The organism is uncultured Mucilaginibacter sp. (genome assembly GCF_937859865.1).
GTDB lineage: Bacteria > Bacteroidota > Bacteroidia > Sphingobacteriales > Sphingobacteriaceae > Mucilaginibacter_A.
The window spans coordinates 1-26183 of sequence record NZ_CALMAT010000103.1; the positions used below are offsets into that span (position 1 = coordinate 1).

Annotated in this window: 17 protein-coding genes; 8 read left to right on the forward strand and 9 right to left on the reverse strand. The window is 44.1% G+C overall.

Going from position 1 to position 26183, the window contains the following annotated elements; genetic code table 11:
- The 3 genes from Q0192_RS10715 to Q0192_RS10725 all read right to left on the reverse strand — a co-directional run.
- On the reverse strand, window positions 1–2662 hold a 2662-nt coding region (locus Q0192_RS10715; protein WP_299289479.1), incomplete at its 3' end, for a molybdopterin-dependent oxidoreductase.
- A 202-nt stretch (window positions 2663–2864) separates the two neighbouring features.
- On the reverse strand, window positions 2865–4172 hold the full coding sequence (locus Q0192_RS10720; RefSeq protein WP_299289480.1) for an MFS transporter: 1308 nt from the start codon (window positions 4170–4172) through the stop codon (window positions 2865–2867).
- A gap of 45 nt (window positions 4173–4217) precedes the next feature.
- Window positions 4218–5747, reverse strand: coding sequence for an alginate export family protein (locus Q0192_RS10725; RefSeq protein ID WP_299289481.1), 1530 nt, complete (start codon window positions 5745–5747; stop codon window positions 4218–4220).
- Between the two features lie 102 nt (window positions 5748–5849).
- Between Q0192_RS10725 and Q0192_RS10730 the strand changes: the two genes are divergently transcribed.
- Window positions 5850–6542, forward strand: coding sequence for a Crp/Fnr family transcriptional regulator (locus Q0192_RS10730; RefSeq protein ID WP_299289482.1), 693 nt, complete (start codon window positions 5850–5852; stop codon window positions 6540–6542).
- Here Q0192_RS10730 and nirD read toward each other — a convergent pair whose 3' ends face one another.
- Window positions 6543–6899 carry a nitrite reductase small subunit NirD gene (gene nirD, locus Q0192_RS10735; protein ID WP_299289483.1) on the reverse strand — a complete coding sequence of 119 codons (357 nt, stop codon included), beginning with the start codon at window positions 6897–6899 and terminating at the stop codon, window positions 6543–6545.
- 147 nt (window positions 6900–7046) lie between these two features.
- Window positions 7047–9554, reverse strand: a complete 2508-nt coding sequence (gene nirB / locus Q0192_RS10740; protein ID WP_299289484.1) for a nitrite reductase large subunit NirB — start codon at window positions 9552–9554, stop codon at window positions 7047–7049.
- A gap of 596 nt (window positions 9555–10150) precedes the next feature.
- Here nirB and Q0192_RS10745 point away from each other — a divergent pair.
- From Q0192_RS10745 to Q0192_RS10765, 5 genes are all read left to right on the forward strand, one after another.
- Window positions 10151–12247 carry a glycoside hydrolase family 97 protein gene (locus tag Q0192_RS10745; protein WP_299289485.1) on the forward strand — a complete coding sequence of 699 codons (2097 nt, stop codon included), beginning with the start codon at window positions 10151–10153 and terminating at the stop codon, window positions 12245–12247.
- A 164-nt stretch (window positions 12248–12411) separates the two neighbouring features.
- The gene (locus tag Q0192_RS10750) at window positions 12412–13509 is read left to right on the forward strand and encodes a mandelate racemase/muconate lactonizing enzyme family protein (RefSeq protein WP_299289509.1); all 1098 of its coding nucleotides are present in this window, start codon (window positions 12412–12414) and stop codon (window positions 13507–13509) included.
- Window positions 13510–13672: 163 nt separating this feature from the next.
- Window positions 13673–14947 carry a D-alanyl-D-alanine carboxypeptidase gene (locus Q0192_RS10755; RefSeq protein WP_299289486.1) on the forward strand — a complete coding sequence of 425 codons (1275 nt, stop codon included), beginning with the start codon at window positions 13673–13675 and terminating at the stop codon, window positions 14945–14947.
- A 428-nt stretch (window positions 14948–15375) separates the two neighbouring features.
- Window positions 15376–16677 (forward strand): DEAD/DEAH box helicase, encoded by a 1302-nt coding sequence (locus Q0192_RS10760; protein WP_299289487.1) that lies wholly within the window; start codon window positions 15376–15378, stop codon window positions 16675–16677.
- Between the two features lie 15 nt (window positions 16678–16692).
- Window positions 16693–16914: a DUF1456 family protein gene (locus Q0192_RS10765; protein WP_299289488.1), complete on the forward strand. Its 222-nt coding sequence runs from the start codon at window positions 16693–16695 to the stop codon at window positions 16912–16914.
- A gap of 119 nt (window positions 16915–17033) precedes the next feature.
- Here Q0192_RS10765 and Q0192_RS10770 read toward each other — a convergent pair whose 3' ends face one another.
- Window positions 17034–19919, reverse strand: a complete 2886-nt coding sequence (locus Q0192_RS10770) for a PAS domain-containing protein (RefSeq protein ID WP_299289489.1) — start codon at window positions 19917–19919, stop codon at window positions 17034–17036.
- Between the two features lie 287 nt (window positions 19920–20206).
- Between Q0192_RS10770 and Q0192_RS10775 the strand changes: the two genes are divergently transcribed.
- The gene (locus tag Q0192_RS10775; protein WP_299289490.1) at window positions 20207–20974 is read left to right on the forward strand and encodes an SDR family oxidoreductase; all 768 of its coding nucleotides are present in this window, start codon (window positions 20207–20209) and stop codon (window positions 20972–20974) included.
- 38 nt (window positions 20975–21012) lie between these two features.
- Here the strand turns inward: Q0192_RS10775 and Q0192_RS10780 are convergent, their stop codons facing one another.
- The 3 genes from Q0192_RS10780 to Q0192_RS10790 form a co-directional block, all read right to left on the reverse strand.
- The gene (locus tag Q0192_RS10780; protein ID WP_366518178.1) at window positions 21013–21780 is read right to left on the reverse strand and encodes a helix-turn-helix transcriptional regulator; all 768 of its coding nucleotides are present in this window, start codon (window positions 21778–21780) and stop codon (window positions 21013–21015) included.
- 343 nt (window positions 21781–22123) lie between these two features.
- Window positions 22124–22861, reverse strand: a complete 738-nt coding sequence (locus Q0192_RS10785; RefSeq protein WP_299289491.1) for an SDR family oxidoreductase — start codon at window positions 22859–22861, stop codon at window positions 22124–22126.
- A 20-nt stretch (window positions 22862–22881) separates the two neighbouring features.
- Window positions 22882–23784, reverse strand: coding sequence for an NAD(P)H-binding protein (locus Q0192_RS10790; protein ID WP_299289492.1), 903 nt, complete (start codon window positions 23782–23784; stop codon window positions 22882–22884).
- Window positions 23785–23983: 199 nt separating this feature from the next.
- Between Q0192_RS10790 and Q0192_RS10795 the strand changes: the two genes are divergently transcribed.
- Entirely contained in the window at window positions 23984–26173 is a 2190-nt protein-coding gene (locus tag Q0192_RS10795) for a penicillin acylase family protein (RefSeq protein WP_299289493.1), read from the forward strand.
- The last annotated feature ends 10 nt before the right edge of the window (window positions 26174–26183 follow it).

Sequence of the window (26183 nt, forward strand, 5' to 3'; positions counted from 1 at the left end):
GCTTGTTTAAAAAGCGCGAAACCCGGTGCACCAAAGTTATCTTGATGCCTATTTCCCGAAGCGAGGCTGCCATTTCAAGCCCCAGCAAACCACCGCCTGCAATCACAACGTGGCCATTTTTAGGGATATGTTGTTTGAAATTATCGGCATCCAAACGGCTGCGCATGGTAAAAATACCGGGCAAAGCAGGTATGTTTTTTGGAACAGCGGCGCGGCTGCCGGTAGCCATCACCAGCACATCATAATTGGTTTTGATGCCGCGCGAATCAAGCACAAACTTCGCCTCGCGGTCAATCTTCTCCACGCTTACGCCGCGCAGCAAACGGATGTTGTATCCCGGTTCTTCCTCGTCCGTCATCTTCACCAATTGTTGCCAGGTTTGTTCGCCGCTGATGTAATCGGGCAGCATCACGCGGTTGTAAAAAGGGTTGTTTTCTTTGCTGAAGATGATAACCTCGTCGTCTTGGTTTAGTTCCCGGTAGGATTTTATAAAACCAAAAGCACCGGCACCAGCACCAATAATGATGATCCGCTGAACGGGTTTTACATATTTTTCAACATGAACGGCACAAAACTTAAAATCAGGTTCTTTGGAAATGGGGTCAACCAGATCGTTCGTTAAATTATTGGCGCGGTTTAAATCATTGTTTAAGATTTTGCCCCAGTGCATCGGCAGAAAAACAACGCCGGGTTTGATGGAAGAACTAAGTTTTGCTTTGACGCGCACTTCCCCGCGGCGCGATTTAATCGTTGCCAAATCATCATTTTTGATTCCCAATATTGCCGCATCTTCCGGGTTAATCTCTAAATAAGATTCGGAAATGTGTTTGTTCAGCTTGCTTACTTTTCCGGTTTTGCTCATTGTGTGCCATTGGTCGCGGATTCGGCCGGTCGTTAACACAAGCGGGAAATCAGCATCCGGTTTTTCGCTGATGAAACCATCAGATACTGTTTTTATCACTGCTTTTTTGGTGGGCGTGTAAAACTGGTTATCGGTAAACAGGCGTTCTGTTCCTTGCGGCAAACCTTTTTTGCGGTAAGGCCATTGTACTGTTTTTTGCGCTTTTAAAATATTGTAATCCAATGCGCTGATATCAATACTGGTTTTGGCTGTAAGCTGTGCATGTTCTTTAAAAACTTCGGCTGCCGATGCAAAACCAAAACCCGGAAAACCCATTTTCTGTGCAAAACGACAAGTAATTTCCATATCCGGCAAAGCTTCGCCCGGCGGTTCCAAAACTTTTGCCAGGTAACTGATGCGCCTTTCGGAATTGGTCATCGTGCCTTCTTTTTCCGTCCAAGATGCAGCCGGCAAAACAACATCGGCAAATTTCAGGGTTTCAGGTTTATTGCTGATTTCCTGAACGACCACAAACTTGGCTTTTTTCAATGCTTCTTCTGCCAGCCGAACGTTGGGCAAACTGGTTAACGGATTGGTGCAGATGATCCAAACCGCTTTCAATCTTCCATCGTTTAACGCTTCAAAAATTTCGGTTGCCGTAAATCCCGGGTTTGGCGAGATGATGGTTCCGCCCCAAAAATCCTGCACCTGCTGCCGGTGCTGCGGGTTGTTCAAATCGCGATGCGCGGGCAACATATTTGCCATCCCGCCAACTTCGCGGCCGCCCATCGCATTTGGCTGGCCGGTCAATGAAAACGGTCCGGAACCGGGTTTCCCGATTTTTCCGGTAATGAGGTTTAAGTTGATGAGGCTAAGGTTTTTGTTTACGCCGATGGAACTCTGGTTCAAACCCATCGTCCACATCGAAATAAAACCTTGCGCTTCGCCAATGTATTGCGCCGCCAAACGGAGCGATGCTTCTTTTATGCCACAAATTTCAGCGGCTTCACTGATCGTCCTGCTGAAAACACTTCTCGCATAATCCTCGTAACCTTGCGTGTGTTGGGCAACGAAACTCGAATCCACAAAACCGTTTTCAATCAGTAAACGGCCGATGGCATGGTTCAAAATAATATCCGTTCCGGGATTGATTTGCAGGTGAAGATCGGCCAGCGCGCAAGAATCGGTAACGCGCGGGTCAACTACAATCATCTTCACTTCCGGGTGCGCTGCTTTGTGCGCTTCCACCCGTCGCCACAAAATTGGATGGCACCAGGCCGGGTTGGCGCCGGTAACGTAGAAGCAATCGGCAAGCTCGATATCGTCATAACAAATCGGAACGCTGTCTTCGCCCAAAGCAATTTTGTAGGCTGCCACGGCACTGCTCATGCACAAACGCGAATTCGTATCAATGTTGTTGCTGCCGATAAAGCCTTTCATCAGCTTGTTAAGCACGTAATATTCTTCCGTCAGGCACTGTCCGGAAGCGTAAAAAGCAACCGAATCCGGCCCGTACTTTTCGATAAAAGTTTTAAAAACGGCGGCGGTGCGCTCCATCGCTTCGTCCCAGCTTACGCGCTGCAAAGGCATACTTTTGTTGTAGCGCATTTGCGGGTACAGCAACCGGTCGCTTTTATCGTTCACGGTATAATGCAGGTTTAAACCCTTGCTGCAAAGCATCCCTTTGTTCACCGGATGGTTTTGATCGCCTTCTAAAGTGATCGTGCCATTCTTTTCCTTGCTCACCACCACGCCGCAACCCACGCCGCAATAGCAGCAGGTAGAAGCGTACTGGTTTTTTTCTTTATCCTTTGCGGGCATTCGATTTTGATTTAAAAGTCTTGATCGTTTTTTTGTAGATTCATCCCCCTGGCCCCCTTCAAAGGGGGAAGCCTGACGCCTACCTTTCTAAACTTTAGAAATTCGGAGATTGTAAGATGTGCGCCCTGGCCCTTTTCCCCCTTTGAAGGGGGTTAGGGGGATGAACTTAATTTTTATCCGATAAAAGAAGCATCACTATTGCTTATGCTACTTTTACCGAACTAAAATCCATATCCGTTTCTTCGGAAGCTGCTGTTTTGTAGAAGCGCGTAACCAGCACGATCAGCGCAACAGCAATCACCGCAAAACCAATATAAGTAAAGGCCTGTACATAAGTGATTGTTTCGGATTTGAACAAAAAGCCGAACAGCATGCCGCCCAGGTTTCCACCTGCGCCAACCACGCCGCTTACCATGCCTACATTTTTGGTGTTGATAAAAGGCACGATGCCGTAAGTTGCGCCGTTGGACATTTTAAGGAAAAGCGCAAACGTCAGCATCGTGATGATGGCGATTACCAAGCTTCCGGCCTGGGCAAAAAGCAGCAAACCCAATCCTTCCAGCAGCAACATACCGGCCAGCAGCAGGCCTTTTCCTTTCATGCCAAACTTAAAACCAACTTTATCCGAAGCAAAACCGCCCAATGCGCGGGTAAAAATATTCATCATCCCAAAAACGCCAGCCCAAAAACCGGCATTGCTTTGCGACAAGTGGAAGGTATCCACGAAGTGCAAGGAAGCCACGTTATCAAACGTAATTTCCATACCGAAACACATTGCGTAAGCCAGGGTCAAAGCCCAAATGCGCCAGTCGGCCAGTACGCTCCAGTCTGTTTTTGCCGATGCTGTTTTTACCCGGTTAATTTCATTGAAGTTTCCTTGCGGCGTATCTTTAGTATATTTCCAATACAAAAAAGCAAGGACGAGCATCATCGTTCCTGGAACGATCATGGCATAACGCCAGGCTTCAGCTTTGGTATAACCGAAACCCACGATGGCGGCAAAAATCAACGGCATCACCATATTGGTTACGCCTCCGCCCAAGTTTCCCCAGCCGCCGGTTACCGCGTTTGCCGTGCCTTTGATGTTGGGCGCAAACATCATGGAAGTGTGGTATTGGGTGATGACGAAAGAAGCGCCAATCATACCGATGGCCAAACGGAACAGTAAAAACGTAGTATAATCGTGCGCCAAACCAACCAGAAAAACCGGCAGCGAACCCACGAGCAGCAGGCGCACGGCCGTTTTTCGCGGGCCCCAGGTATCGCAAAGCCTGCCTACAATCAACCTAAAAAAAATAGTGGAAGCCACGGAAGCAATGATGGTGTTGCCCACTTGTGCCTTGGTCAAACCAAGTTCTACACGAATCGTCGGCATAAGCGGCGCCAGGCCAAACCAGCCGAAAAAGCAGACAAAAAACATGAGCCAGGTAATTTGGAACGTCCGCATCTGGATTCCTTTTGCAGAAAATACATTGAGCTTGGTAAGCTGGTGCTGTGCGTTTGTAAACATGGTTTTTAATTTTTGAGGTTGATGGTTTTATGGATAATGCTGTTTTTACTTGCTAAAAAAATCGGGGCGAATGTTGATCTGGAGGTAGCTCCAAACATTGTTTAAATGGGTTGATAGTGGCGTTAAGTTTTTGGCGTATTCCATGCTTTGGGCAGCAGCCATCACGCAAAAACCTGCTTCTACCGAAGTAAATTTGTTGAGGCTGTAATTGCCTACCAAATCGAACTCGCTGCCCAGATACTTTTTGATGGCATCGCCTGCAACACCTCTTTGGTTTTGTGCCAAAGCAAAATAGTGGTAATCCAAACCGGCGTTAAAGCGTTTGTTAATGCTGAGGTATTTGATCTTGAAGTAAGCATCGCTTAAACCACCAGCCGGAGAACCGGAACCGGCATAGAAATAATCCATAAAACCCCAAAACTTGTGCGGCGTGCCATAAAGCGGGTCAAAACGGTGGTTGGTGGTCGAGGTTGAAAAAGCATCGTTGCCCGACAAATAATCCCAGCCGGGCGTAAACCTGAACAGCTTTTGCTGGTATGATAAAGCAATGGTAGAAGTGTAAGCGCTTAACGAAAGCCCGTCGCGGTCGTGGCCGCCCTGGTAATAAAACGCCGTGCTTATCCCAAACGGACTTTTATCTCCGAACGGGGAAACCAGCATCAAACCGGTTGTGTAACGTGTGTTTAAACCGGTTTGGTTAAAACGCCGACCGTAAACGTAACCTACATCGGTGCCTGCGGTATTTTTAACAGAATCAAGAATGTATTTTCCAAACTGGTCAACAAAAAACAACCCGGAGATTTTAGTTTGATGAAAAGTTTTGGCCGCATATAAATACTCAAACGATTTGTAATCCTGCGAAGCGGCGTTAGAACTTGGCGGATTGCTAAAACCCGGGTTGCCGGTTTTAGAACTGATGCCGGCCGCATTAAGCAGCGGGATAAAACCGGCAGGCGTATTTACCAGATTTCCTTTGCTGTCTTTAATCGTTGCCGGCACATTGACCGGCGTGTAATAGGTGCCGTTGTAATTTACCGCGTCCGTATTTTGGTTGTAAGCCGCGCCCAGATCAACCTGAAAACCTTTGTTCAGCATTTTCAAAACCGCGGCATCGTGCCTTCGGCCTTGCTGCTGCCAGTCGAAACCGCCCAGCAAACGCTCGTCATCGTAAACCAGTTCCTGGCGGCCAATCTTCAGGCCCAAATAATCAAAAAGGGGTTTTTTAAAGGAAGTATCTTTTTTGTTGGATAAAACCAATTCGGCCCAGGCTTCGTGCACAAACAGTTTATTGCCGTCGGCATTGCTGATGGATGAAGCATCCTGGCCCCAAACACGTACATCCTGGATGCTGGTTTGGAAGATGACACGGCTGGATTTATAATTGAAAACCAGCCTTGCGCGTTGCGAAACAAAGCCGGCCGGTTTGGATGTTTTAGGTTCTAAAGTTCCGTAGCCATCGCGGTATTCGGCACGGGGCCGCAACTGCCCAGTCAAAGATATTTGTGCCGAAGCGTGCTGCCAACTCAAAATTATTGGCATAAAAACAGTAAGCAACAAGAGTAGATTTTTATTCATCGTGTGGTTTGGTTTTAGGTTGGTTTTTTTAAAGATTATGATCGGCCTCCGCAAAAATTAATAGCTATTATTGTAGCCTTTTATCCTGTTTAAAGCTTTTGAATGAAACCAAGTAAAATAGCCTGCGACCTGAAAAGCTGTTTTTTGTGCAAGCTTTGTTTGAAGGAATGGCTGCCTGCCGTGGCCAGTTCCAGGAAGAACTTTGCGGTGAAGCGCGGCGACATTATTTTTAACGAAGGCGACCCGGTTATGGGCGTGTACTTTGTTTATTCGGGTAATGTTAAGGTTCATAAAAAATGGGGCGATAAAGAGTTGATTATCCGTTTTGTTAAAAATGGCGCGATCCTGGGCCACCGCGGTTTGGGCAGCGATTTGCAATATCCGGTTACGGCTACCGCGCTCGAACCTGGCCTGGTTTGTTTTTTTGAACTTGATTTTTTTACTGCTACCTTAAAAGTAAACCACGAACTGACGTACCAATTGCTCCAGTTCTTTGCCGATGAACTGCAGGTTTCCGAACGAAAAATGCGCAACCTGGCCCACATGTCTGTCAAAGGCCGCATTGGCCAGGCGTTGATCAACCTGGGCAAACAATTCGGTTTTACGGCTGCCGGTTTTATTGATATCGAACTGAGCCGGCAAGACTTGGCTTCGTACATTGGCACCACTTATGAAACACTTTTCAGGGTGATTAACGAGCTGGCGCAAAACGGGACGATCGAGGTTTCGGGCAAGCAATTCAAAATCCTCGATCCCGAAAAACTGCTCCAGCTTACCCAAGATACATCTGCTTAATTATTCCACGCCGATGTAAACCCGCCCGTCCTGCACTTTTACCGGGTACGTTTTGATGGCGCATTCCTCCGCGTTCAAACATTCGCCGGTAATTAAGGAAAATGTTTTTTTGTGGAACGGGCAAGCCACTTTCGGTTCCATTGCATCACCAGTGCTGCCGATCATGCCGCGCGAAAGCACCATTTGCTGTTTGTGCGGGCAAAGGTTTTGCGTGGCGTACCATTCTTTCCTTCGGCTGAAATTAAAAATGGCAATCTGCTCGTCCCGGTATTTTACACAAGCGCCGCCATTCTCCGGAACATCGTTTGTGGCACAGGCCAAAAACCAGTTTATAATTGTTGATACTTCAGTTTCCATAATTTATACTGTTTTTATCCATGTTTTTTTAGGTTGAAGTTTTTTAGGCGATAAAAGAAGCATTGTGCCATTTCTCAAATTTGGACTGATACTGTTTTTGCCGGATGTTTTTATGTTGATGATTTTTGTGCGATAAAAGAAGCATCGCTACCATTCTTTTGCCCGAACCTGATCGCGCAGCGGCTCAAATGCAACGGTCGGGTCTTTTTCTTCCGGTGCGTTTACAAAATGTGTAAACTTTTTGCGCAGTTGCGGGTCGTTCACCACTTCGCTCCACTCGCAATGGTAAGTGCTCATCAGGTGCTGGATTTCCTCTTCCAGTTGTTGCGCAATCCCCAAACTATCATTGATGATCACGTTTTTAAGATAGCTCATGCCGCCATCCATTTTATTGAGCCAGGTTGCTGTGCGCGTTAAAGGATCGGCCGTTTTGATGTAAAACATCAGGAACCGGTCTAAATATTTGATGCAGGTTTCGCTATCAATATCGCTGGCCAGCAACTGCGCGTGTTGCGGTTTGGAGCCGCCGTTGCCGCACACATACAAGTTCCAGCCTTTTTCGGTCGCGATAATGCCGAAATCTTTGGCCTGTGCTTCGGCACATTCCCTAACGCAGCCGCTCACGCCACTTTTTAATTTATGCGGAGAACGGATCCCTTTATAACGGTTTTCAATTTGGATGGCAAAAGAAACGCTGTCGTGCACACCAAAACGGCACCAGGTACTGCCCACGCAACTTTTCACTGTCCGCAAAGATTTGCCGTAAGCGTGGCCACTTTCCATGCCGGCATCCATCAGTTCTTCCCAAATATCCGGCAAATCGTTTAAGTGTGCGCCGAATAGATCAATGCGCTGGCCGCCAGTTATTTTGGTGTACAGATTGTATTTTTTGGCAACCTGGCCAATCACGATCAAAGCATCCGGAGAGATTTCGCCGCCGGCAATCCGCGGAACTACAGAATAAGTTCCGCCTTTTTGAATGTTGGCCAAAAAACGGTCGTTGCTGTCCTGGATCGTATCTTGTTTGATAATCAGATCGTTCCAGGCTCCCGACAAAATACTGGCGACAGCAGGTTTGCAAACTTCGCAGCCATCGCCGCGGCCTAAAAGATCGAGCGCATGGTCGTAAGTTTTGATTTTATGGAGTTTGATGAGGTCCAAAAGTTCCTGGCGGGAGTAATCAAAATGTTCGCAGATCACATTTTTGATGTAAACGCCGTTTTCTTTCATCGTCCCAACCACCAAATCTTTGATCAACGGAACGCAGCCGCCGCAACCTGTGCCAGCCTTAGTGCATTTTTTAATGCCATCCACTGAGGTAACGCCTTCCAAATTTACGGCATCACAAATGGCACTTTTTAAAACGGCTTCGCAGGAACAAATCAAAGCCGTATCCGGAAGCGACATCACGCCCGCGCCTTCGCTTGCTTCTCCGCCGCGTGCACCCAGAATCAAATCTTCCGGGTTTGGCGGCAAAACCAATTTGTTGTTTACTGTTTGCAGCAGCATATTGTACGCGTCTGCATCGCCGATCAAAATGCCGCCCAGCAAATATTTCCCGTCGTTGCTGATGTTGATCCTTTTATAAACGCCTTTGTGCGTATCCTCAAAAACAATCGTCCGGCAATCCGGTTCGGTAATAAAATTATCGCCAAAGCTGGCTACGTCCACACCAATCAGTTTCAGTTTGGTGCTCATGTCAAACCCATAAAAAGCTTTTTCACCTGCCAAAATCTGGTTCAGGGCAACTTCCGCCATTTCGTAGCCCGGCGCAACCAAACCATAAATCATGTTGTCGTACAGCGCGCACTCGCCGATGGCATACACAAACTCATTGCTGGTCTGCATTTTTTCGTTCACCATAATCCCGCCGCGTGTCCCGGTTTGCAGTCCGGCCAGTTTTGCCAGTTCGTCGCGCGGGCGGATGCCAGCCGAAATCACCAGCATATCAATTTTCAGCTCGGTTTCATCATTAAACTTTAAAGATTCAATTTTATGGCCGCCTGCTATTTCAGAAGTGTTTTTATTGAGGTGGACGTTCAGGCCCAATTCTTTTAATTTAGTTTGAAGCAGGTTGCTGCCTGCCGAATCAATTTGCCGCGGCATTAAGCGCGGTGCAAATTCTACCACATGCGTTTCCTGGATGCCCAAATCCAGCAAAGCTTTGGCGGCTTCCAAGCCCAACAGCCCGCCGCCCATTACCGCGCCGTTTTTTGATTTGGCCGCATGTGCTTTCATCATTTCCAAATCTTCGATGGTGCGGTAAACAAACACGCCTTCTTTTTCTATGCCCGGGATATTCGGCACAAAAGCGCCGGAACCGGTGGCCAAAACCAAATAATCGTAGTTTAAGCTGATGCCGTTGCGCGAATGCACTTTCTTTTCGGCCAGGTTTATTTCCTGCACCGGATCGCTTAAATAAAGCGTGATGCTGTTTTCTTCGTACCAGTTTTCAGCAGAAAGCGAAAGGTCGTCCGCAGTTTTGCCGTTAAAGTATTCGCTTAAATGAACACGGTCGTAAGCACGGCGCGGTTCTTCCCCAAAAACAATTAAATTAAACGATTTGGTTTTTTTGACCAGCTTTTCACAAAATTTATAGCCAACCATACCGTTTCCGATAACAATAATTGTTTGCTGACCTGGCCCTGTTTTCATAATTGTTGAATTTTAATAAAAATTTGAGAGAACCTGTTGTTTCTTTTTTTAAAAATTGCCTTGTGCGATATACAATGATAAGTATTTATGATAAAAATCATACTGAATTAATAATTTTTAGTATTATTTCAATTGAATGCATGATTTAAAATAAGTTTTTAATAATATTTCAATAAAAAGAAAGAAAAATTAAAGTTTTACGTAGATAAAACCTAAAAAAAGAACAATTGAAAGTTGGTTCTTGGGCAGAAATAGAATTTTATTTTAGATTTTTTGATTTAGAGCCAGTAAAACCTTCTTGTTTTAAATTTAAACAACCGGTTTTCAGTTTTTTGACAATGCTTCTTTTACTGGTATAAAATTGGTGCCGCTATTCTGGCCTTCGCCGCCAGACAGTGCCCTTTTGAAACCCGTTGCCTGGCCGTGCAAAGAGATATTAAGGCCATTGCATAACCGAACCATGGCCTTATCGCAGCTTTTTATTATTTTTGAAGGCAGATCAAAATAAACCTGCAAAACAAGTAGACAATAACGCAGGCATAATTAGTTTACACGGCCATTCGGACAAAATTTGATGATTAACCAAGAACCAAAAAATGAAAAAAATCTTTACCCTTTTGCTTAGCCTTTTTACTTTTAACCATTTGATTGCCCAAAACAACAGTTTAAGCGCAAGCATGGACAAGGTAAAACTTGAATTTGTGCTGAACAACGGGAAACCGGAATACGCCGTTTTTTATGGCGGGAAACCCGTTATTAAACCTTCTGAAATGGGTTTTAAACTTGCCGACGATGCTTCTTTTACCGGCAATTTTTCAGTGTCCTCTTCCGAAACCAAAACCGTGGACACGACCTGGAGCCCGGTTTGGGGCGAGGTAAACCGCATCCGCAACCATTACCAGCAGCTTACTGTTCACCTCACACAAAAAACCCCTGCCCGGGCAATGGACATTATTTTCCGTGTGTTTGCCGACGGCGTAGGTTTCAGGTATGTTTTCCCGAAGCAGCACAATTTGCAGTATTTTGTCATTACCGATGAGACAACGCAATTTGCCCTCGCCGGCGACTATAAAACCTTTTGGATCCCGGGTGATTACGACACCAACGAATATCCTTATACCACGTCCAGAATCAGCGAAATAGACAACCGGCAAATGGTTAAAAACTCAACCGAAATTGCCATTCGTATTGCGCCAGACGCCCATGCCGTACAAACACCGTTGATGATGAAAACGGCAGACGGGCTGTACATCAACATCCACGAGGCCGCTTTGGTGGATTTCCCTGCAATGCAACTGCATGTTGACAACAGTTCTTACAAGCTAACGGCCAGTTTGGTGCCGAATGCAGTTGGAACGAAAGCTTTTGTCCATGCGCCGTTTAGTACGCCGTGGCGAACGATTGTGGTAAGCGATAAGGCCACTGATATTTTAGCTTCCAAATTGATTTTGAATTTGAACGAGCCATCTAAAATCAAAAACACTTCCTGGATAAAGCCCATGAAATTTGTAGGCGTTTGGTGGGAAATGCAAACCGGCAAAGGTACCTGGATCTATTCCAACTACCCGGATTCTTTATCGGCCGATGGCAAACTGATACCAAATGGAATGCACAGCGCCAACACGGCAAACGTAAAACATTACATAGATTTTGCTGCCAAAAACAGCATTCCGGGTGTTTTGGTAGAAGGCTGGAACATTGGCTGGGAAGACTGGTTTGGGTTTTGGAAGGAAAACGTGTTCAGCTTTGTAACGCCTTATCCTGATTTTAATATTGATGAGATCACCCGATACGCAGCAGCAAAAGGCGTAAAAATGATCATGCACAACGAAACTTCCGGCTCGGCAACCGATTATGAACGACAGTTGGACACTGCTTATAAATACATGAACAAGTATGGTTATACTGCGGTAAAAACAGGTTATGTTGGCAAGATCATCCCCCGGGGAGAGCACCACGACGGGCAATGGATGGTGAACCATTATTTGCGCGTTGCCCAAAAAGCTGCCGAACACCACGTCATGCTGGATGCGCACGAACCTGTGCGCCCAACCGGCCTACAAAGAACTTACCCGAACTGGATGGCCAGCGAAGCGGGCAGGGGAAACGAATACAATGCTTTTACGATAGGCAGCCCTCCTGAACATGAAACCATTATGCCCTTCACCCGGTTGATGGGCGGGCCAATGGATTATACGCCGGGTATTTTCAAGCTCAAAAATTATTCAAGCGACCCAAACAGGCAAATGCATACCACACTGGCAAAACAATTGGCTTTATACATCACAATGTACAGCCCGTTGCAAATGGCGGCAGATATACCAGAGAATTACGAAAAGCACCCGGACGCATTTCAGTTTATCAAAGATGTGGCTACTGATTGGGACGACACAAAAATACTGGAGGCCGAGCCTGGTGACTACATCACCATTGCCCGAAAAGAAAAAAACAGCAACAACTGGTTTATTGGTGCCATTACGGACGAAAACAGCCGGAACAGTACCATTTTATTAAATTTTCTGGATAAAGGCAAAAAATACACGGCCACGGTTTATGCCGATGGAGCCGATGCCGATTGGAAATCAAACCCCGAATCGTACCAGATCAAAAAGATGACGGTTACATCGGCAACAAAACTAAACCTGAAACTGGCAAAAGGCGGCGGCGCGGCAATCAGTATCAAACCGATGTAACAAAACCGGTAACTGTAAAAAATACCAATGCTTCTTTTATCGCATAAAAATTGGTGTTTGATTTCAATAACCCGAAATTAAATGTTTTCCCAATTTTAGGCGGTAAAAGAAGCATTCATTGGAACAACTTCACGATGAAGATGACCAAAACAATTAATTTCGTAATGAAATTCACCGCTTTCGAAATCTATAAATATGCCATTCCAATGGTGCCTTTTACCATTGCAACCGGCACCATGGATTTTGCACAAAATATCTTTATCCGTGCGCACACCGATTCTGGTTTGATGGGTGTGGGTGAATGTTCCGCTTTCCCGATGATCGTTGGCGAAACGCAAAACACCTGCTACGAACTCGCGAAAGATTTTGCCGCTTTGTGGAAAGGAAAAGATGTTTTGGATAGGGAAGCGCGGTTGGCCGAACTGGATTTGTTTATCGCCAGAAACTACACAATAAAAAGTGCGTTCGACATGCTTTTGTATGATTTGGCGGCCAAGCAAGCCAACCAGCCTTTGTACCAATTTTTGGGCGGGGAAAAGCGAAAGATTGAAACCGATATTACCATTGGCATCGCAACGCCGGAAGCAATGGCGCAAGCGGCCATCCAATTTAAGGCACAAGCCTACAATATCATCAAAGTAAAATTGGGCAAAAACCCGATTGAAGATGTGGAGCGCATCAAACAAATCCGAAATGCAATCGGTCCGGAGATTAAATTAAGATTAGATGCAAACCAAGGTTGGGCTTTTGATGATGCTGTTTTTACCTTGCAAAATTTAGCGCCCTACAATATCCAATTTTGCGAGCAGCCGATGCGCACTTACAATGATGAACTGTTGCCCAAACTTTGCCAGCTTTCGCCGATTCCAATTATGGCCGATGAAAGTGTTTATACCCATTATGATGCCGAACGCATCATCCAAAACAAAGCTTGCAAATACATCAACATCAAATTGGCCAAAAGCGGCGGCATCAACGAAGCCATTAAAATCAACCAAGTTGCCGAACAAAATGGCATCAATTGTATGCAAGGCGGCATGTTGGAAAGCCGTTTGGCCTTAACTGCAAATGTCCATTTTGCGATGGCATTTAAAAATATCTGTTTTTTTGACTTGGATACTTGTTTATTGGGCCACAAAATTGATCCGGTAATTGGTGGTTGCCAATACAACGGTTCGCAATTAGAAATCCAAGATACGCCGGGAATTGGGGCCGATGTTGACCAGGCTTACTTGGATGGTTTGGAACGTGTAATTGTTTAAAATTAAGGTTGAAATTTTTGTTGCTTTTGCAAACTTATGCTTTAATATTTTAATATAATATTGTCATTGTTAAAAGATTGTTATGCCGAAAATTTACTTTTTTGTTTGTAAATCTAAAATTAGAACTTTACTCCGATACTGTTTTTATGCCCTAATTTTCAGTATGCTTTCAAGTTGTTCCCATCAAATTACCAAACATAAGATCAGCAGGATTTTAAAAAACTCAGCCATCAACAAAGATCATTTTACGGGTTTTGCTTTGTACGACCAGGACCAAAAGAAAATGATTTATCAGGAAAATGCCGACAAGTATTTTACGCCTGCATCCAATACCAAACTTTTTACTTTTTATACTTCGTTGCAAATGCTGGGCGATTCGGTTCCCGGTTTGCGTTATTTGGTCAAAAATGATTCTTTAATTTTTTGGGGAACCGGCGATCCATCTTTCCTGCATTCGGTTTTAAAATCAACCAAAGCTTTTGATTTGTTGAAAAGTTCGACGCAAAAATTGTTCTATTCGGCATCCAATTATACGGGCAACTTTTACGGTGCGGGCTGGCCTTATGATGATTACAATGATTATTACCAGGTTGATATTACCGCGTTGCCGATAGAAGATAACGTGGCTTTTATTGATGCCGATGCACAAGGCAACTTGCAAATCAGGCCTTCGTATTTAAAAATGTATTTGCAGATGGATACTTCTTTTCACCCTAAAAATTATAGGGTAAAAAGAGCATTGGAAGAAAACAAGTTTGTATATCCTGCCGGTCTGGTTCCATCCAAGTTTCATCAGGAAATTCCCTGGAAAACAAGTGCAAGTTTAACTTTGGAATTGTTGCAAGATACTTTGAAAAAACCAATCGGATTGATCAACTTGCAAATGCCGGCTTCGGCAAAAACCTTGTACAGCATTGCTGCCGATTCGGTTTACAAACAAATGCTTTTGCCAAGCGATAATTTTGTGGCCGAGCAATTGTTGCTGGTTTGCTCATCTACCTTGCCTGGCGGTAAGTTAAGTACAGAAAATGCAATCGCTTACAGCAAGAAAAACTTTTTAAATGATTTGCCGGATGAACCGCAATGGGCCGACGGCTCCGGGCTTTCGCGCCAAAATTTGTTTACGCTCAAAACGATGATTGCATTGCTTCAGAAAATTTGGGACAAGGTTGGCAACGAACAAAAACTGCATAGTTTGCTGCCAACCGGCGGCGTTTCGGGCACGCTAAAAAATGCTTACAAAACGGATAACGGCGTTCCGTTTGTTTGGGGGAAAACCGGAAGTTTGTCCAACAACCACAACCAAAGCGGTTATTTGATTACCAGAAAAGGCAAAAGGCTGCTGTTCTCTTACATGAACAACAATTTTACACGGCCGACTGCGCAAATCAGCGGAGAAATGGTGCGGGTGATAACGGAAATCCATAACCGGTTTTAGTCTAAATTCTTTTCGATAAAAAGGAAATAAGTACAGAAGTTTTTTAAATAAATTTCCGGATGCTTCTTTTATCGGCATAAAAATATAGGTCATCCCCCTAACCCCCTTCAAAGGGGGAAGAGGGCCAGGGCGCATACCTATTCATTTCCAACCTTTTCATCTCTAACTTATAAACGTTAGAAAGGTAGGCGACAGGCTTCCCCCTTTGAAGGGGGTTAGGGGGATGAGTTGGTTTCATTTGACTGATTTCTATCGTTTCTGTTTATAAAAAAGTTTAAACAAGTTCACAATTAAAACTTATTCTGCCGATAATGCCAATGCTTCTTTTATGCACTAAATTTTAGGCTGACCATCAACCATGACCAATGAACCATCAACCATAAACCCCACAATTAGTTTAACTTTGGTTTTTTTCCAAAATCAAATTGATGATCAAGCAAGCTCTTCAAAACCTCAAAATAAACGCGCTGAACGAAATGCAGCAGGCGGCCATCAGCGCAGCCAAAAAAAGTGATGTGATTTTGCTTTCGCCCACAGGTTCGGGTAAAACTTTAGGTTTTTTGTTGCCTCTGCTGGATGTGCTTGATGGGGAAATGGCGGCCGTACAAGCCTTAATCCTGGTCCCTTCGCGTGAACTGGCTTTGCAGATCGAACAGGTTTTTCGCTCGATGGGCAGTGGTTTTAAAGTGAATTGCTGCTACGGCGGCCACGATGTGAAAACCGAAAGGAACAATCTCTCGCAGCCACCGGCGGTTTTGATTGGAACGCCGGGAAGGATTGCCCATCATCTGCGCCGCGAAAGTTTCGGCACGGCCAATATCCAAACTTTAATTTTGGACGAGTTTGATAAAGCGCTGGAATTTGGTTTTCAGGAAGATATGGCTTTCATCATCAAACAACTGCCAGCCGTAAAAAGGCGGATGCTGACTTCGGCCACCAAAATGAAAGAAATACCAGCGTTTACCGGAATAATAAAACCGGTAGAACTGGATTTTTTGACCAATTCGGCCGCCATTCCTGATTTGAAACAAAAGGTTGTGATCACCGAAGCAGCCGACAAACTGGAAGCTTTGTTTGCCCTGGTTTGTACAATTGGCGACCGGGCAACTTTGGTTTTTTGCAACCATCGCGAAGCCGTTGACCGCATCAGCGATTTATTGTGGGAAATGGGTTTGCCAAACGGCGTTTTTCATGGCGGCATGGAACAGGACGACCGCGAGCGCGCTTTGTTAAAGTTTAGAAACGGCAGTTATAAAATTTTGATTACCACAGATTTAGCTTCGCGCGGGCTGGACATTCCGGAGATTGAATACGTGGTGCATTACCAGTTGCCGCACAACGAAGAAGCTTTTTTGCACCGCAACGGCCGTACCGCACGGATGTATGCCAAAGGGACTTCGTACCTGATTTTAACGCCTGAGGAAAAGCCGGTTTATTTAAAACAAATGCCGGAAATCGAAGAACTGCCTCAGAAACCGGTCATTCCGCAACCTTCGCCCTGGGTTACTTTGTACATTGCGGCCGGCAAAAAAGACAAGGTAAACAAAGTAGATATTGTAGGTTTGCTGCTGAAAAAAGGAGAATTGCAAAAAGAAGATTTAGGGCTGATTGAAGTTTTAGACCATGCCTCTTACGCAGCCATCAAACGCAACCAGGCAGAACGGGTTTTGCAAAAGATAAAAGGCGAAAAACTAAAGAACAAAAAGGTTAAAATCGAAATTTCAAGGTAAACCAGATCAAGCAAAATGAGCAACAACGATATTATGAAAAAGCTGCGCGTGGCCATGCAGTTTACCGATGACGACATTATCAAAGTGCTGGAACTGGCTAATTTCAGGATCACCAAAACGGAACTTGGCGCCATTTTCAGGAAAGAAGACCACCCCAACTTTAAACCTTGCGGCGACCAAATTTTGCGTAATTTTTTGAATGGCCTGATTATTTACAAACGCGGGCCAAAAGTTTAGCCACATTTATTTGGAGTTTTAAATTTTGGCCTGATGCTTCTTTTATCGGTATAAAATTGGTAACGCATTAAAAAAACATAGGCCAACTTTTAGGTGATAAAAGAAGCATCGGCAAACCTTTATTGTTGGCTGTTGATCCATTCTTCGGCCGATTGCATATCGGTAAAAAATTGTATGATGCCATTTCCAACGGCCACATCCACACTTTTTTTGGCAGAAAGCCTGCTGAAAGCGCTGGGCGAATAAATCCAGGCAAAGTATTTTAAACCTGCTTTTTCCATCATCGGGAACCATTCTGTCCCTGCCCAATCCGCCGCATCAGACCAAGTTCCTAAAACGTTCGTATTGTCGTTCAGTACCTTGTGCACTTTGTTGTTTTTCAGCATGTCCAGCATTAACATACAACCGTGTTTTACAGATTCCAGGTTTTGGAAACCCGTCCAGTCCACATCCAAACGCTGTTGGCCTTTGTTATAACTAATGGTAATCGAATCGTCTTTATAAAAACTATTTTGTTCAACCACCAGTTTTAACCCTTTATTGGCAGTAAGCGGCAACCTGAAATAAAAGGTAGAGCCTTGCCCCAATTCACTTTCGATCCAAAAACTGCCGTAGTGGCGTGTTAAAATTTCCGAAGAAATAAATAAGCCTAAACCTAAGCCATCATATTTCATAGCGGTATTATCAACCCGGTAATACCTTTCGAAAAGGTGTTGCAGGTCATGGCTGGCGATGCCAATTCCAAAATCCCGAACCGACACGATGATGTTGTCCAACTGGATTTCGCTGTTTACAAGCACGGTTTTTCCTTCGGGGGAATATTTAACGGCATTGGTCAAAAAGTTATTGATTACCTGCTCGATCCGGAAACGGTCGCCGGTGTAAAGCACATCTACCGTACTTTCTAAAATAATTTGGTGCAAAGGCGATGTATGCTGTACGCTTTCCACGCTTCCTGCCAGCATTTCGCCAAACTGGAATGGCTCGAAAGCGTAGTTCATTTTGCCCGCATTGATTTTGGTTACATCAAGAAAATCGCTGATCAGCCTTTCCAAACGAAGGATATGTTCGGCAGATTTTTGTGCGAAGCTTTGCATTTTCACCAAATCAGTCGTTCGCTTCATCATTTGGTTAAAAGCTTTGATACTGGTTAAAGGCGTTTTCAGTTCGTGGCTGGCGATAGAAATGAACTCGTCTTTTTTCTGCTCGTTGTTTTTCTGAAAATCTATATTGGTATTGGTGCCGATCCAAAGCTTAACCTGGTTATTTTCAATTAGCGGAACTGCCCTGGTCAGAAACCACTGGTATCCGCCGTTCTGCATTAACAACCGAAACTCGGTTACATATTCATTGCCCGATTGCAGGGCAATTGTCCAGGCTTGTATGCAACCTGGCAAATCATCCGGATGGATAAAGTTTTTCCATCCTGGCCCAACCACATCTTCCTGGCTTTTGCCAAAATCGGTACAAACAACCTGGTTTACATAATTTAAAGCACCGTTTGGGTTGGCTGTCCAAACCTGCTGCGGTATGGCATTGAGCAGAAACTGGAACCGTTTTTCGCTTTCTTCTACCAAACGTTTGCTGATCACAGATTCTGTTACTTCAAAAACAAAAACCAGCAGCCCGTCTACCCAGCCTTGCGTATCCTGCCTGGCCTGGTAAATAAAGTTGAAATAGCGGTCTTCTAAAAGCGTATTTTCTTGTCTGGCCAGCGGTATCAGCAGTTCGTTTCCTTCAAAAGTTTTACCGGTATGGTAAACGTTTTGGATAATGTCCCAAATAGGCTGGCCTTCGATTTCGGGTACAGCTTCTAAAAGTGGTTTCCCCAACAAATTGCGGCCCGGAAAAAGCTGCTGGTACAGTGGGTTGATCAGTTCGAAAACAAAATTGGGCCCATCCAAAATGCAAATACCGGCCGGGGCCTGCATCAAAAACTGGTTTAGGCGTGATCGCTGGCTTTCCGATTCGGCCTGCGCCGTTAAAGCCTGATGGCTCCTTAAAGCAACCCGTTCTTCCAGTTCGGTGTTCAACTGCCGTAATGTTTCCTGGGCCTGGTGCAGCTCCTGGTTCGTGGTGATCAGCTCTTCTACCGATGCCTGTACTTCTTCGTTGGCCTCGGCCAGGTTGTTGTTGAGCAGGAGCAGTTGCTGTTCGTTTTTTTCGACCTCTTTCCTGGCCAAAACCATTTCGGTAATGTCGTAGGCAAAGGTAAAAACGCCGGTTATGTTGCCTTGCCCGTCAAACCGCGCCTGGTGGATCAGGTTAAAATAATGGTCTTGCAACGGCCCGCCTTCCTTTGGCGCCAGCGGGATGTACATTTCTTTTCCTTCAACGGTTTTGCCGGTTTTATATACATGCCGAAAAACCTGTTCTACCGGTTGCCCGGCAATTTCGGGCACAGCTTCTAAAAGTGGTTTGCCAACCAGTGTTCGCCCGGGGAAAAGTTGTTCTTGGTAATGGCTGTTCACAAACTCGTAAACAAATTCGGGCCCGGAAACAACAGCAACCTGCGCCGGGATTTCCGTCATAAACTTTTCTAAACGCATACTTAACTGCCGGGCTTCCAAAAGCGCGTTTTTTTCGCGTTCTGCATTCAGCTTTAAATGCTGTTCGGCCAGGGTTTGCTGCGTAACGTTAATGGTTTGCTGGATGATGTATTGCAGTTCCCCGGCTTCGTTTACAACCGGTGTATGCGTGGTTTTCCAGTAACTGGCACTGTTATTCTGTTCGATACACAAAACCGGAAGCTCTAAAGGTTGAAGCGTTTGAAGCATTTGCGCCAAAGCTTGGCTTAAACCCTGCGCTTTAAATTCATCAGTATTGAGTGGAAAATGATCAAAAACAGATTGGCCCAAAACAGCCATACTGTTTTTACCGGTAGTTTTTAAGTAATCATTGCTTGCACAAAGAATGGTTAGCCTTTCCGACAAGACAAGGTACAAACCGGGTAGGGTTTCAAAAACTTTCAGGGTTTCCGGCAAAAGCGCAGTACTGTTTTTCATTCAAAAAAATAGGTAGAACAATTTTAACAAATTACAGGCAGTTAAACCAAGCGATGCGGCGTTTTTCTGTTTTCTATGAAAATGGCACAACGTTTTTATACCGGTAAAAGAAGCATTGCCTAAAAATTTTATTTAAGGGTGAAATGTAATGCAAGCAAAGTTTGTTTATCGCAAGGATGATTTTCTTTCAAACTTTTGGCTCGCGTTTGCTTTATAAACAATCATAACACACTTAAATTATAGTGCTAAAAGAAGCATCGGCTGTTTTTTTATTTAAGTTTGAAATAATGCAAGTTGATTTTGCCCATAAAAATGTTTTGATTACCGGCGGCTCCCGAGGGATCGGCAAAGCTTGTGCGCAGCTATTTTCTGAGTTGAACGCAAATGTTATCATCACTTACAAATCCAATAAAACTTTAGCAGAAGAAGTAGTTGCCAGCCTCAACCCAAAACAAAACCATTGTTGTTTTCAATTGGATGTTGCTGATCCTGAAGCGGTAGAAAGTTTTTATCAGGATTTCCAAAATCAATACAAGCACTTGGATGTGTTGGTTAACAATGCCGGAATTTTTACAGAACACAAAATTGAAACCATAAGTTACCAGGAATGGCAGCAAGCCTGGAAGCAAACGTTGGGCACCAACTTAACCGGCGTGGCCAACTTGTGCTATTTTGCTGCCCAACAAATGATCGCGCAAAAAGAAGGGAAAATTATCAATATTTCTTCGCGTGGCGCTTTTCGCGGCGAGCCTGACCATCCTGCTTACGGTGCCAGTAAAGCCGGCTTAAATGCCATGAGCCAATCGCTGGCCGTTGCTTTGGCACCGCATAATATTACCGTTGGCGTAATTGCGCCGGGATTTATTGAAACCGATATGGCTTCCGAAGTTTTGGCGGGAGAAGCAGGCGAACAAATCCGGAAACAAAGCCCATTAAACCGCGTGGGCAAACCCGAAGAAGTTGCCCATGTCGTAGCGATGTTTGCAAGCAGCGGTTTAGAATTTATGACGGGCGGGATTATTGACCTGAATGGTGCTTCGTATTTGAGAAGTTGAACGATACTTCTTTTACCGATGTTTTTTTGGTGGATTTGTTAGTTGAAAGATTGCCGAAATTCCAAGGGAGAAAAGTTGGTTTTGGTCTTGAATAATTTGCTGAAAGACTGCGGATGCTCAAAACCCAATTCGTATGCAATTTCACTTACTGATAAACCGGTGGAGGATAATTTCTCTTTTGCCTTTTCTATCAGTTTATCGTGTATGTGGTGCTGTGCATTTCGTCCGGTTAGCGAACGCAGCATATCACTTAAATAACTTGGGGAAATATTTAAGTGTTCTGAAAGATATTGAACTGTCGGAATCCCCTGGCTTAAAGATTTATTGTTGTTAAAATAGTCGTCTAAAATTTCTTCCAGCTTTTGTAACAAATTATTGCTTACTGCTTTGCGGGTGATGAACTGGCGTTTGTAAAAGCGGTTGGCGTAATTGAGCAATAATTCGATTTGTGAAATTAACACCTCCTGGCTAAAATCGTCTATCCGGCTGTTCAGCTCCTCTTCCACAATATTAAAAATCGAAATGATGGTCGCTTTTTCTTTATCCGACAGGTGCAACGCTTCATTGGCCGAATAAGAAAAGAAGCCGTACTGCTTGATTTTTTTTGCCAAAGGGTAAGACAATAAAAAATCGGGGTGGATGAGCAGCATATAGCCCGAACTTGCATCATTGTCAGGAGGGGTTTCAAACAGTTGGTTTGGTGCGGTAAAAACTAAACCGCCTTCACCAAAATCATAATAATTTTGTCCGTATTTGGCTTTGCCGCAAAGATTTGTTTTATACGAAATTTTATAAAAATCCAGCATAAATGAACTGAACCGTTCATCGCCGATGATTTTTTACATCTTTTATATTTATAAAACTAATCATCGGGTGCAAGGGCTTTGGCAAGCCGAACACGCAATGAAAGTCGGTTAAAGATTCAAATTTTCGAGGTGAATGTTCTTCCTTTTTCATTTTGCAATTTAGGGCCTGTTTAAATTTATACCAAAAAAACTGTTAATGCTTCTTTTATCCGGTAAAAATTGGTGTTGCATTAATTTGAATAAATCTAATAAATAGCTTGCCATTTTTTAGGTGATAAAAGAAGCATAAAATAATATTGAATAAAATTTAACCGAGCTATTAATTTAAACTTCTTTAAAATTTTTACCAAGGGATTTCTCCGGTTTCCGGGTTGCTTTCTTCACTAAAAAACTTTCCTGTAGGGCCATCAGCATCAATCATGGCATATTTAACGATACGTGTGCCAGCTTCTTCAACAGTCCCGGTTCCGCGGTGGTTATTAAAATCGGTTTTAACAAAGCCAGGGTCAACCGCATTTACTTTAACCGGTGTATCCTTCAGTTCATAAGCCAGAATAATGGTGTACATATTCAGTGCCGATTTGGAAGGTTGATACACGGCCCCTTTATGGTTATAGTATTTATTAGTTGGATCGCTGGCCTGGGTAAGCGAACCTTGGCTCGAACTTACGTTTACAATACGTGGCTCCGGCGACTTTTTCAGCAAATCAATAAATGCCTGGGTTACTCTTATTACACCATAAAGATTGGTGTTGAAAACATTTTTAAATTGATCAATACTTGCAGCCAAGGCACTCTGCGGCATGCCGCCTGTGATGCCCGCATTATTAATAAGCGCATCTAATACGTCTGTTTTTTTACCTATTTCAGTTCGTGCTTCTTTTACCGATTCAGAATCGCTCACATCAATTTGTACCGCTTCCACTTCGTTCAAGCCTTCGGCCTTTAGTTTTTCTACCGCTTGCTGACCCTTTTTTAAATCACGGCTGCCGAGGTAAATATAATATCCCTTTTGCAATAGCTGCCGTGCGGTTTCAAAACCAATACTTTTATTGGCCCCTGTAATTAATACTTTTTTCATTTTAATTATGTTTGATTTGTTTATTGATGATAAACCTGTGCAAAGTCTTTAGCAAAGTCTGCCAGTTTCACTTTACCCAACCTTGGTTTGTTGCGGTAATAATCTTCGTACAATAAGCCGCTTCTTTGGCTTGCCTGCATTTCTACAAGCCCATTGGCCAATTGTGGGTTAATACCTGCACCTAACATTCCATTTAATAGTTGTTCGTCCGGGATTACAAGCCATTTTAAATCCGGGTTTCCGATTGCTTCCCCCAAAACTTTTGCTATTTCGTTTGGCGAAACTTCATCACTTGCTATGTAACGAATGGTTCTTCCCGCAAAAGGCAATTCCATTTCTTCGGCAATGGCAGATGCAATGTCCAATGGCGAAACCCAAGGTTCTTTGTCATCGCCGCCATGATTTGAAATAACTGCAGCTTGCGCCTTTATGGTTTGCATAGACCTGAAGATATTGGTGAAAAAACCGACAGGGCGCATAAATTTAATGGAAACATCGTTTGGCAATTGGTTCAAAATATTTTCAACCTGATAATGAACAGAAAGAGAACCGTACCCTTTCGCGCTATGTGCGCCAATGCTGCTTAAATGCACCACGCGTTTTACGCCCGACTGTTCAACAGCTTGTTTGTAATTGTTGCCAATTTGGCGCATACCTGCTTCAAAATCAACATCTTTGTCAAATAAACTCCCAATACCTTCCCACGTTTCCATCAAATAAACTATATCCGCACCTTTAAAAGTTGCCGATAAAAAATCTGGATCTTGCATGGTGCCAATAGCTACTTTTGCGCCTAATGCTTCAATGTCTTTTTGTCTTTCGGCTTTACTGCTGATGACCGTAACCGCATGCCCTTTTTCTACCAACTCTTTTGTGAGTGGTTTTCCGATGTTCCCTATAGAACCTGTAATTATTATTTTCATTTTTTTGCTTTTTGTTGTTGCAAAAGTGGGCAACTGTTGAAAGGTAGCTATAACCTAATTGAGGAATTTTGTAGTCAAAATGAGAAAGTTGTTAAACAGCTATAGCCAAATTCATTGTTGAACCATGCTTCTTTTACCCCTATTTTTTTGATTAACATAAATTTGCGTACTTTTCTAAACTTCAATACTTCTTTTACCGATGAAAAATCTGCTTGTCGCCCTTTTGCTGTTGCCTTTATTTTCAATTGCACAAAAATTCACACCAAAAGAAATTGCCAGGTTTCAGGCCGAAGCAAAAAGCGTAATTATCATTCGGGATAACTGGGGCGTTCCGCATATTTATGGTAAAACCGATGCGAACGTGGTTTTTGGATTGATGTACGCGCAATGCGAAGAAAATTTTAAAGGCATCGAACGCAATTATTTGTATCAGTTGGGCAAACAGGCCGAAGTGAACGGCGAAAGCAGTTTATATACCGATGTGCAGTTGCAACTAATAGCCGACAGTGCCGATGCCATCAAAGATTATCAAAACAGCGAACCGAAATTTAAAAAGCTGCTGAACGCTTTTGCCGATGGCCTGAATTATTACCTGTATAAACATCCGGAGGTGAAGCCGGAAGTTTTTCACCGTTACCAGCCTTGGTATGCTTTGATGTTTACTGATGGCAGCGTGGCGGCAACCATTACGGGCGGCATCAACCTCAACGAAACGCAGCAGTTTTATGCCAACGGTCCGGAAAAATTAGGGTCAGTTAAAGGAATCAAACCAGAAACGATTGAAGATGAAATAAATAAAAGAGAAATTGGTTCCAACGGTTTTGCCATTTCTCCTTCAAAATCGGCTTCTGGTCATGCTTTACTCTATATCAACCCGCATGTGCCTTTTTATTTCCGAAGTGAAGTACAGTTGGTTAGCGAGGAAGGCTTGAACGCTTATGGCGCGGTAACGTGGGGGCAATTTTTTATTTATCAGGGTTTTAATGCGCATTGCGGTTGGATGCATACGTCGAGTTATGCAGATGTGGCAGATTTGTACGAAGAAAAGGTTAGTAAAAAAGGCAACGGGTGGTTTTACGAATACGAAGGGAAACAAAAGCCAGTCATCGAGCGGCAGTTGATTTTTAAAGTGAAGCAAGGCGATCAAACCGTTCAGGAAAAAATCACCGGCTATTACACGCAGCACGGCCCGGTTTTGGGCAGCCGGAACGGAAAATGGCTCAGCTTAAAAGCCAACAACCGTTCTTATAACGCCTTGCTCGAATCGTGGCTCATTACCAAAGCCAATACTTTTTCCGATTATAAAAAAGCGATGGACTTACTTTCCAACGCTACAAACAATACCATTTATGCCGATGACCAGGGCAACACGGCTTTTTGGTACGGAAATTTTATGCCTAAAAGAAGCATTAAATATGATTGGACACAGCCGGTTGACGGAACCACAACGGCAACCCAATGGCAAGGCCTTCATCCTTTAAACGAGATTGTACAAGTGATCAATCCGGCAAGCGGTTGGATCCAAAACTGCAATTCTACGCCGTTTACTTCCTCCGGCAAAAGCAGTCCTGATAAAACAAAATACCCGGCTTACATGGCTCCCGACGGCGAAAATTTCCGCGGCATTACCGCCAGTAAATTACTCGGCAACAGCCAGAAACTAACTTTGGATGAACTGATCGCCTTGGGCTACAACCGTCATCTGGCTGCTTTTGATGTGCTACTGCCTTCGCTTTTTCAAGCTTATCAAAAAGCACCGGATTCGTTAAAGCAAACTTTGGCCGAACCAATCCAAATCCTAAAAAGTTGGGACCGAAATTCCGCCATTCATTCCATCGCCACAACTTTGGCGGTAGAATGGGGAACGCGGATGATGACGGCACTGCCGAAAGCAAAATCCTCCGAAGAATCAACCTATCAAACAGAACGTGTAAATGCAATGCTTAAAGTTATAGAACCTGTGCAGGAGTTGGTTTATTTATCCGAAGCTTTAAAAAGTTTGCAAAGCCGTTACGGTTCCTGGAAGATGGAATGGGGCGAAATCAACCGTTACCAGCGCCCGGATGATGCTGTTTTTAGCGATCAAAAACCGAGCATTCCAGTTGCGCAGGTTGCTTCCACGTTCGGACAATTGCCTTCTTTTGTTAGCCGGACGATGGACACCAAAAAGCGTTACGGTTATTCGGGCAACAGTTTTATTGCCGCGGTGGAGTTTGGGCCGAAGATCAAAGCAAAAAGTGTAATTACCGGCGGCCAATCCTTCGACCCAAACTCCAAACATTTTACCGATCAAGCAGAAATGTATTTAGAAGGCAAGTTTAAAGACGTGTTGTTTTACAAAGAAGATGTGCTGAAACATGCGGAGAAAACGTACCATCCCGGCGGGTAAACACTAAATT

Excerpts from the sequence above, each read along its gene's own strand:
- Q0192_RS10720 (WP_299289480.1), bottom strand. The coding sequence starts at position 4,172 with ATGTTTACAAACGCACAGCACCAGCTTACCAAGCTCAATGTATTTTCT.
- Q0192_RS10725 (WP_299289481.1), bottom strand. The coding sequence starts at position 5,747 with ATGAATAAAAATCTACTCTTGTTGCTTACTGTTTTTATGCCAATAATT.
- Q0192_RS10730 (WP_299289482.1), top strand. The coding sequence starts at position 5,850 with ATGAAACCAAGTAAAATAGCCTGCGACCTGAAAAGCTGTTTTTTGTGC.
- nirD (WP_299289483.1), bottom strand. The coding sequence starts at position 6,899 with ATGGAAACTGAAGTATCAACAATTATAAACTGGTTTTTGGCCTGTGCC.
- nirB (WP_299289484.1), bottom strand. The coding sequence starts at position 9,554 with ATGAAAACAGGGCCAGGTCAGCAAACAATTATTGTTATCGGAAACGGT.
- Q0192_RS10745 (WP_299289485.1), top strand. The coding sequence starts at position 10,151 with ATGAAAAAAATCTTTACCCTTTTGCTTAGCCTTTTTACTTTTAACCAT.
- Q0192_RS10750 (WP_299289509.1), top strand. The coding sequence starts at position 12,412 with ATGAAATTCACCGCTTTCGAAATCTATAAATATGCCATTCCAATGGTG.
- Q0192_RS10755 (WP_299289486.1), top strand. The coding sequence starts at position 13,673 with ATGCTTTCAAGTTGTTCCCATCAAATTACCAAACATAAGATCAGCAGG.
- Q0192_RS10760 (WP_299289487.1), top strand. The coding sequence starts at position 15,376 with ATGATCAAGCAAGCTCTTCAAAACCTCAAAATAAACGCGCTGAACGAA.
- Q0192_RS10765 (WP_299289488.1), top strand. The coding sequence starts at position 16,693 with ATGAGCAACAACGATATTATGAAAAAGCTGCGCGTGGCCATGCAGTTT.
- Q0192_RS10770 (WP_299289489.1), bottom strand. The coding sequence starts at position 19,919 with ATGAAAAACAGTACTGCGCTTTTGCCGGAAACCCTGAAAGTTTTTGAA.
- Q0192_RS10775 (WP_299289490.1), top strand. The coding sequence starts at position 20,207 with ATGCAAGTTGATTTTGCCCATAAAAATGTTTTGATTACCGGCGGCTCC.
- Q0192_RS10780 (WP_366518178.1), bottom strand. The coding sequence starts at position 21,780 with ATGCTGGATTTTTATAAAATTTCGTATAAAACAAATCTTTGCGGCAAA.
- Q0192_RS10785 (WP_299289491.1), bottom strand. The coding sequence starts at position 22,861 with ATGAAAAAAGTATTAATTACAGGGGCCAATAAAAGTATTGGTTTTGAA.
- Q0192_RS10790 (WP_299289492.1), bottom strand. The coding sequence starts at position 23,784 with ATGAAAATAATAATTACAGGTTCTATAGGGAACATCGGAAAACCACTC.
- Q0192_RS10795 (WP_299289493.1), top strand. The coding sequence starts at position 23,984 with ATGAAAAATCTGCTTGTCGCCCTTTTGCTGTTGCCTTTATTTTCAATT.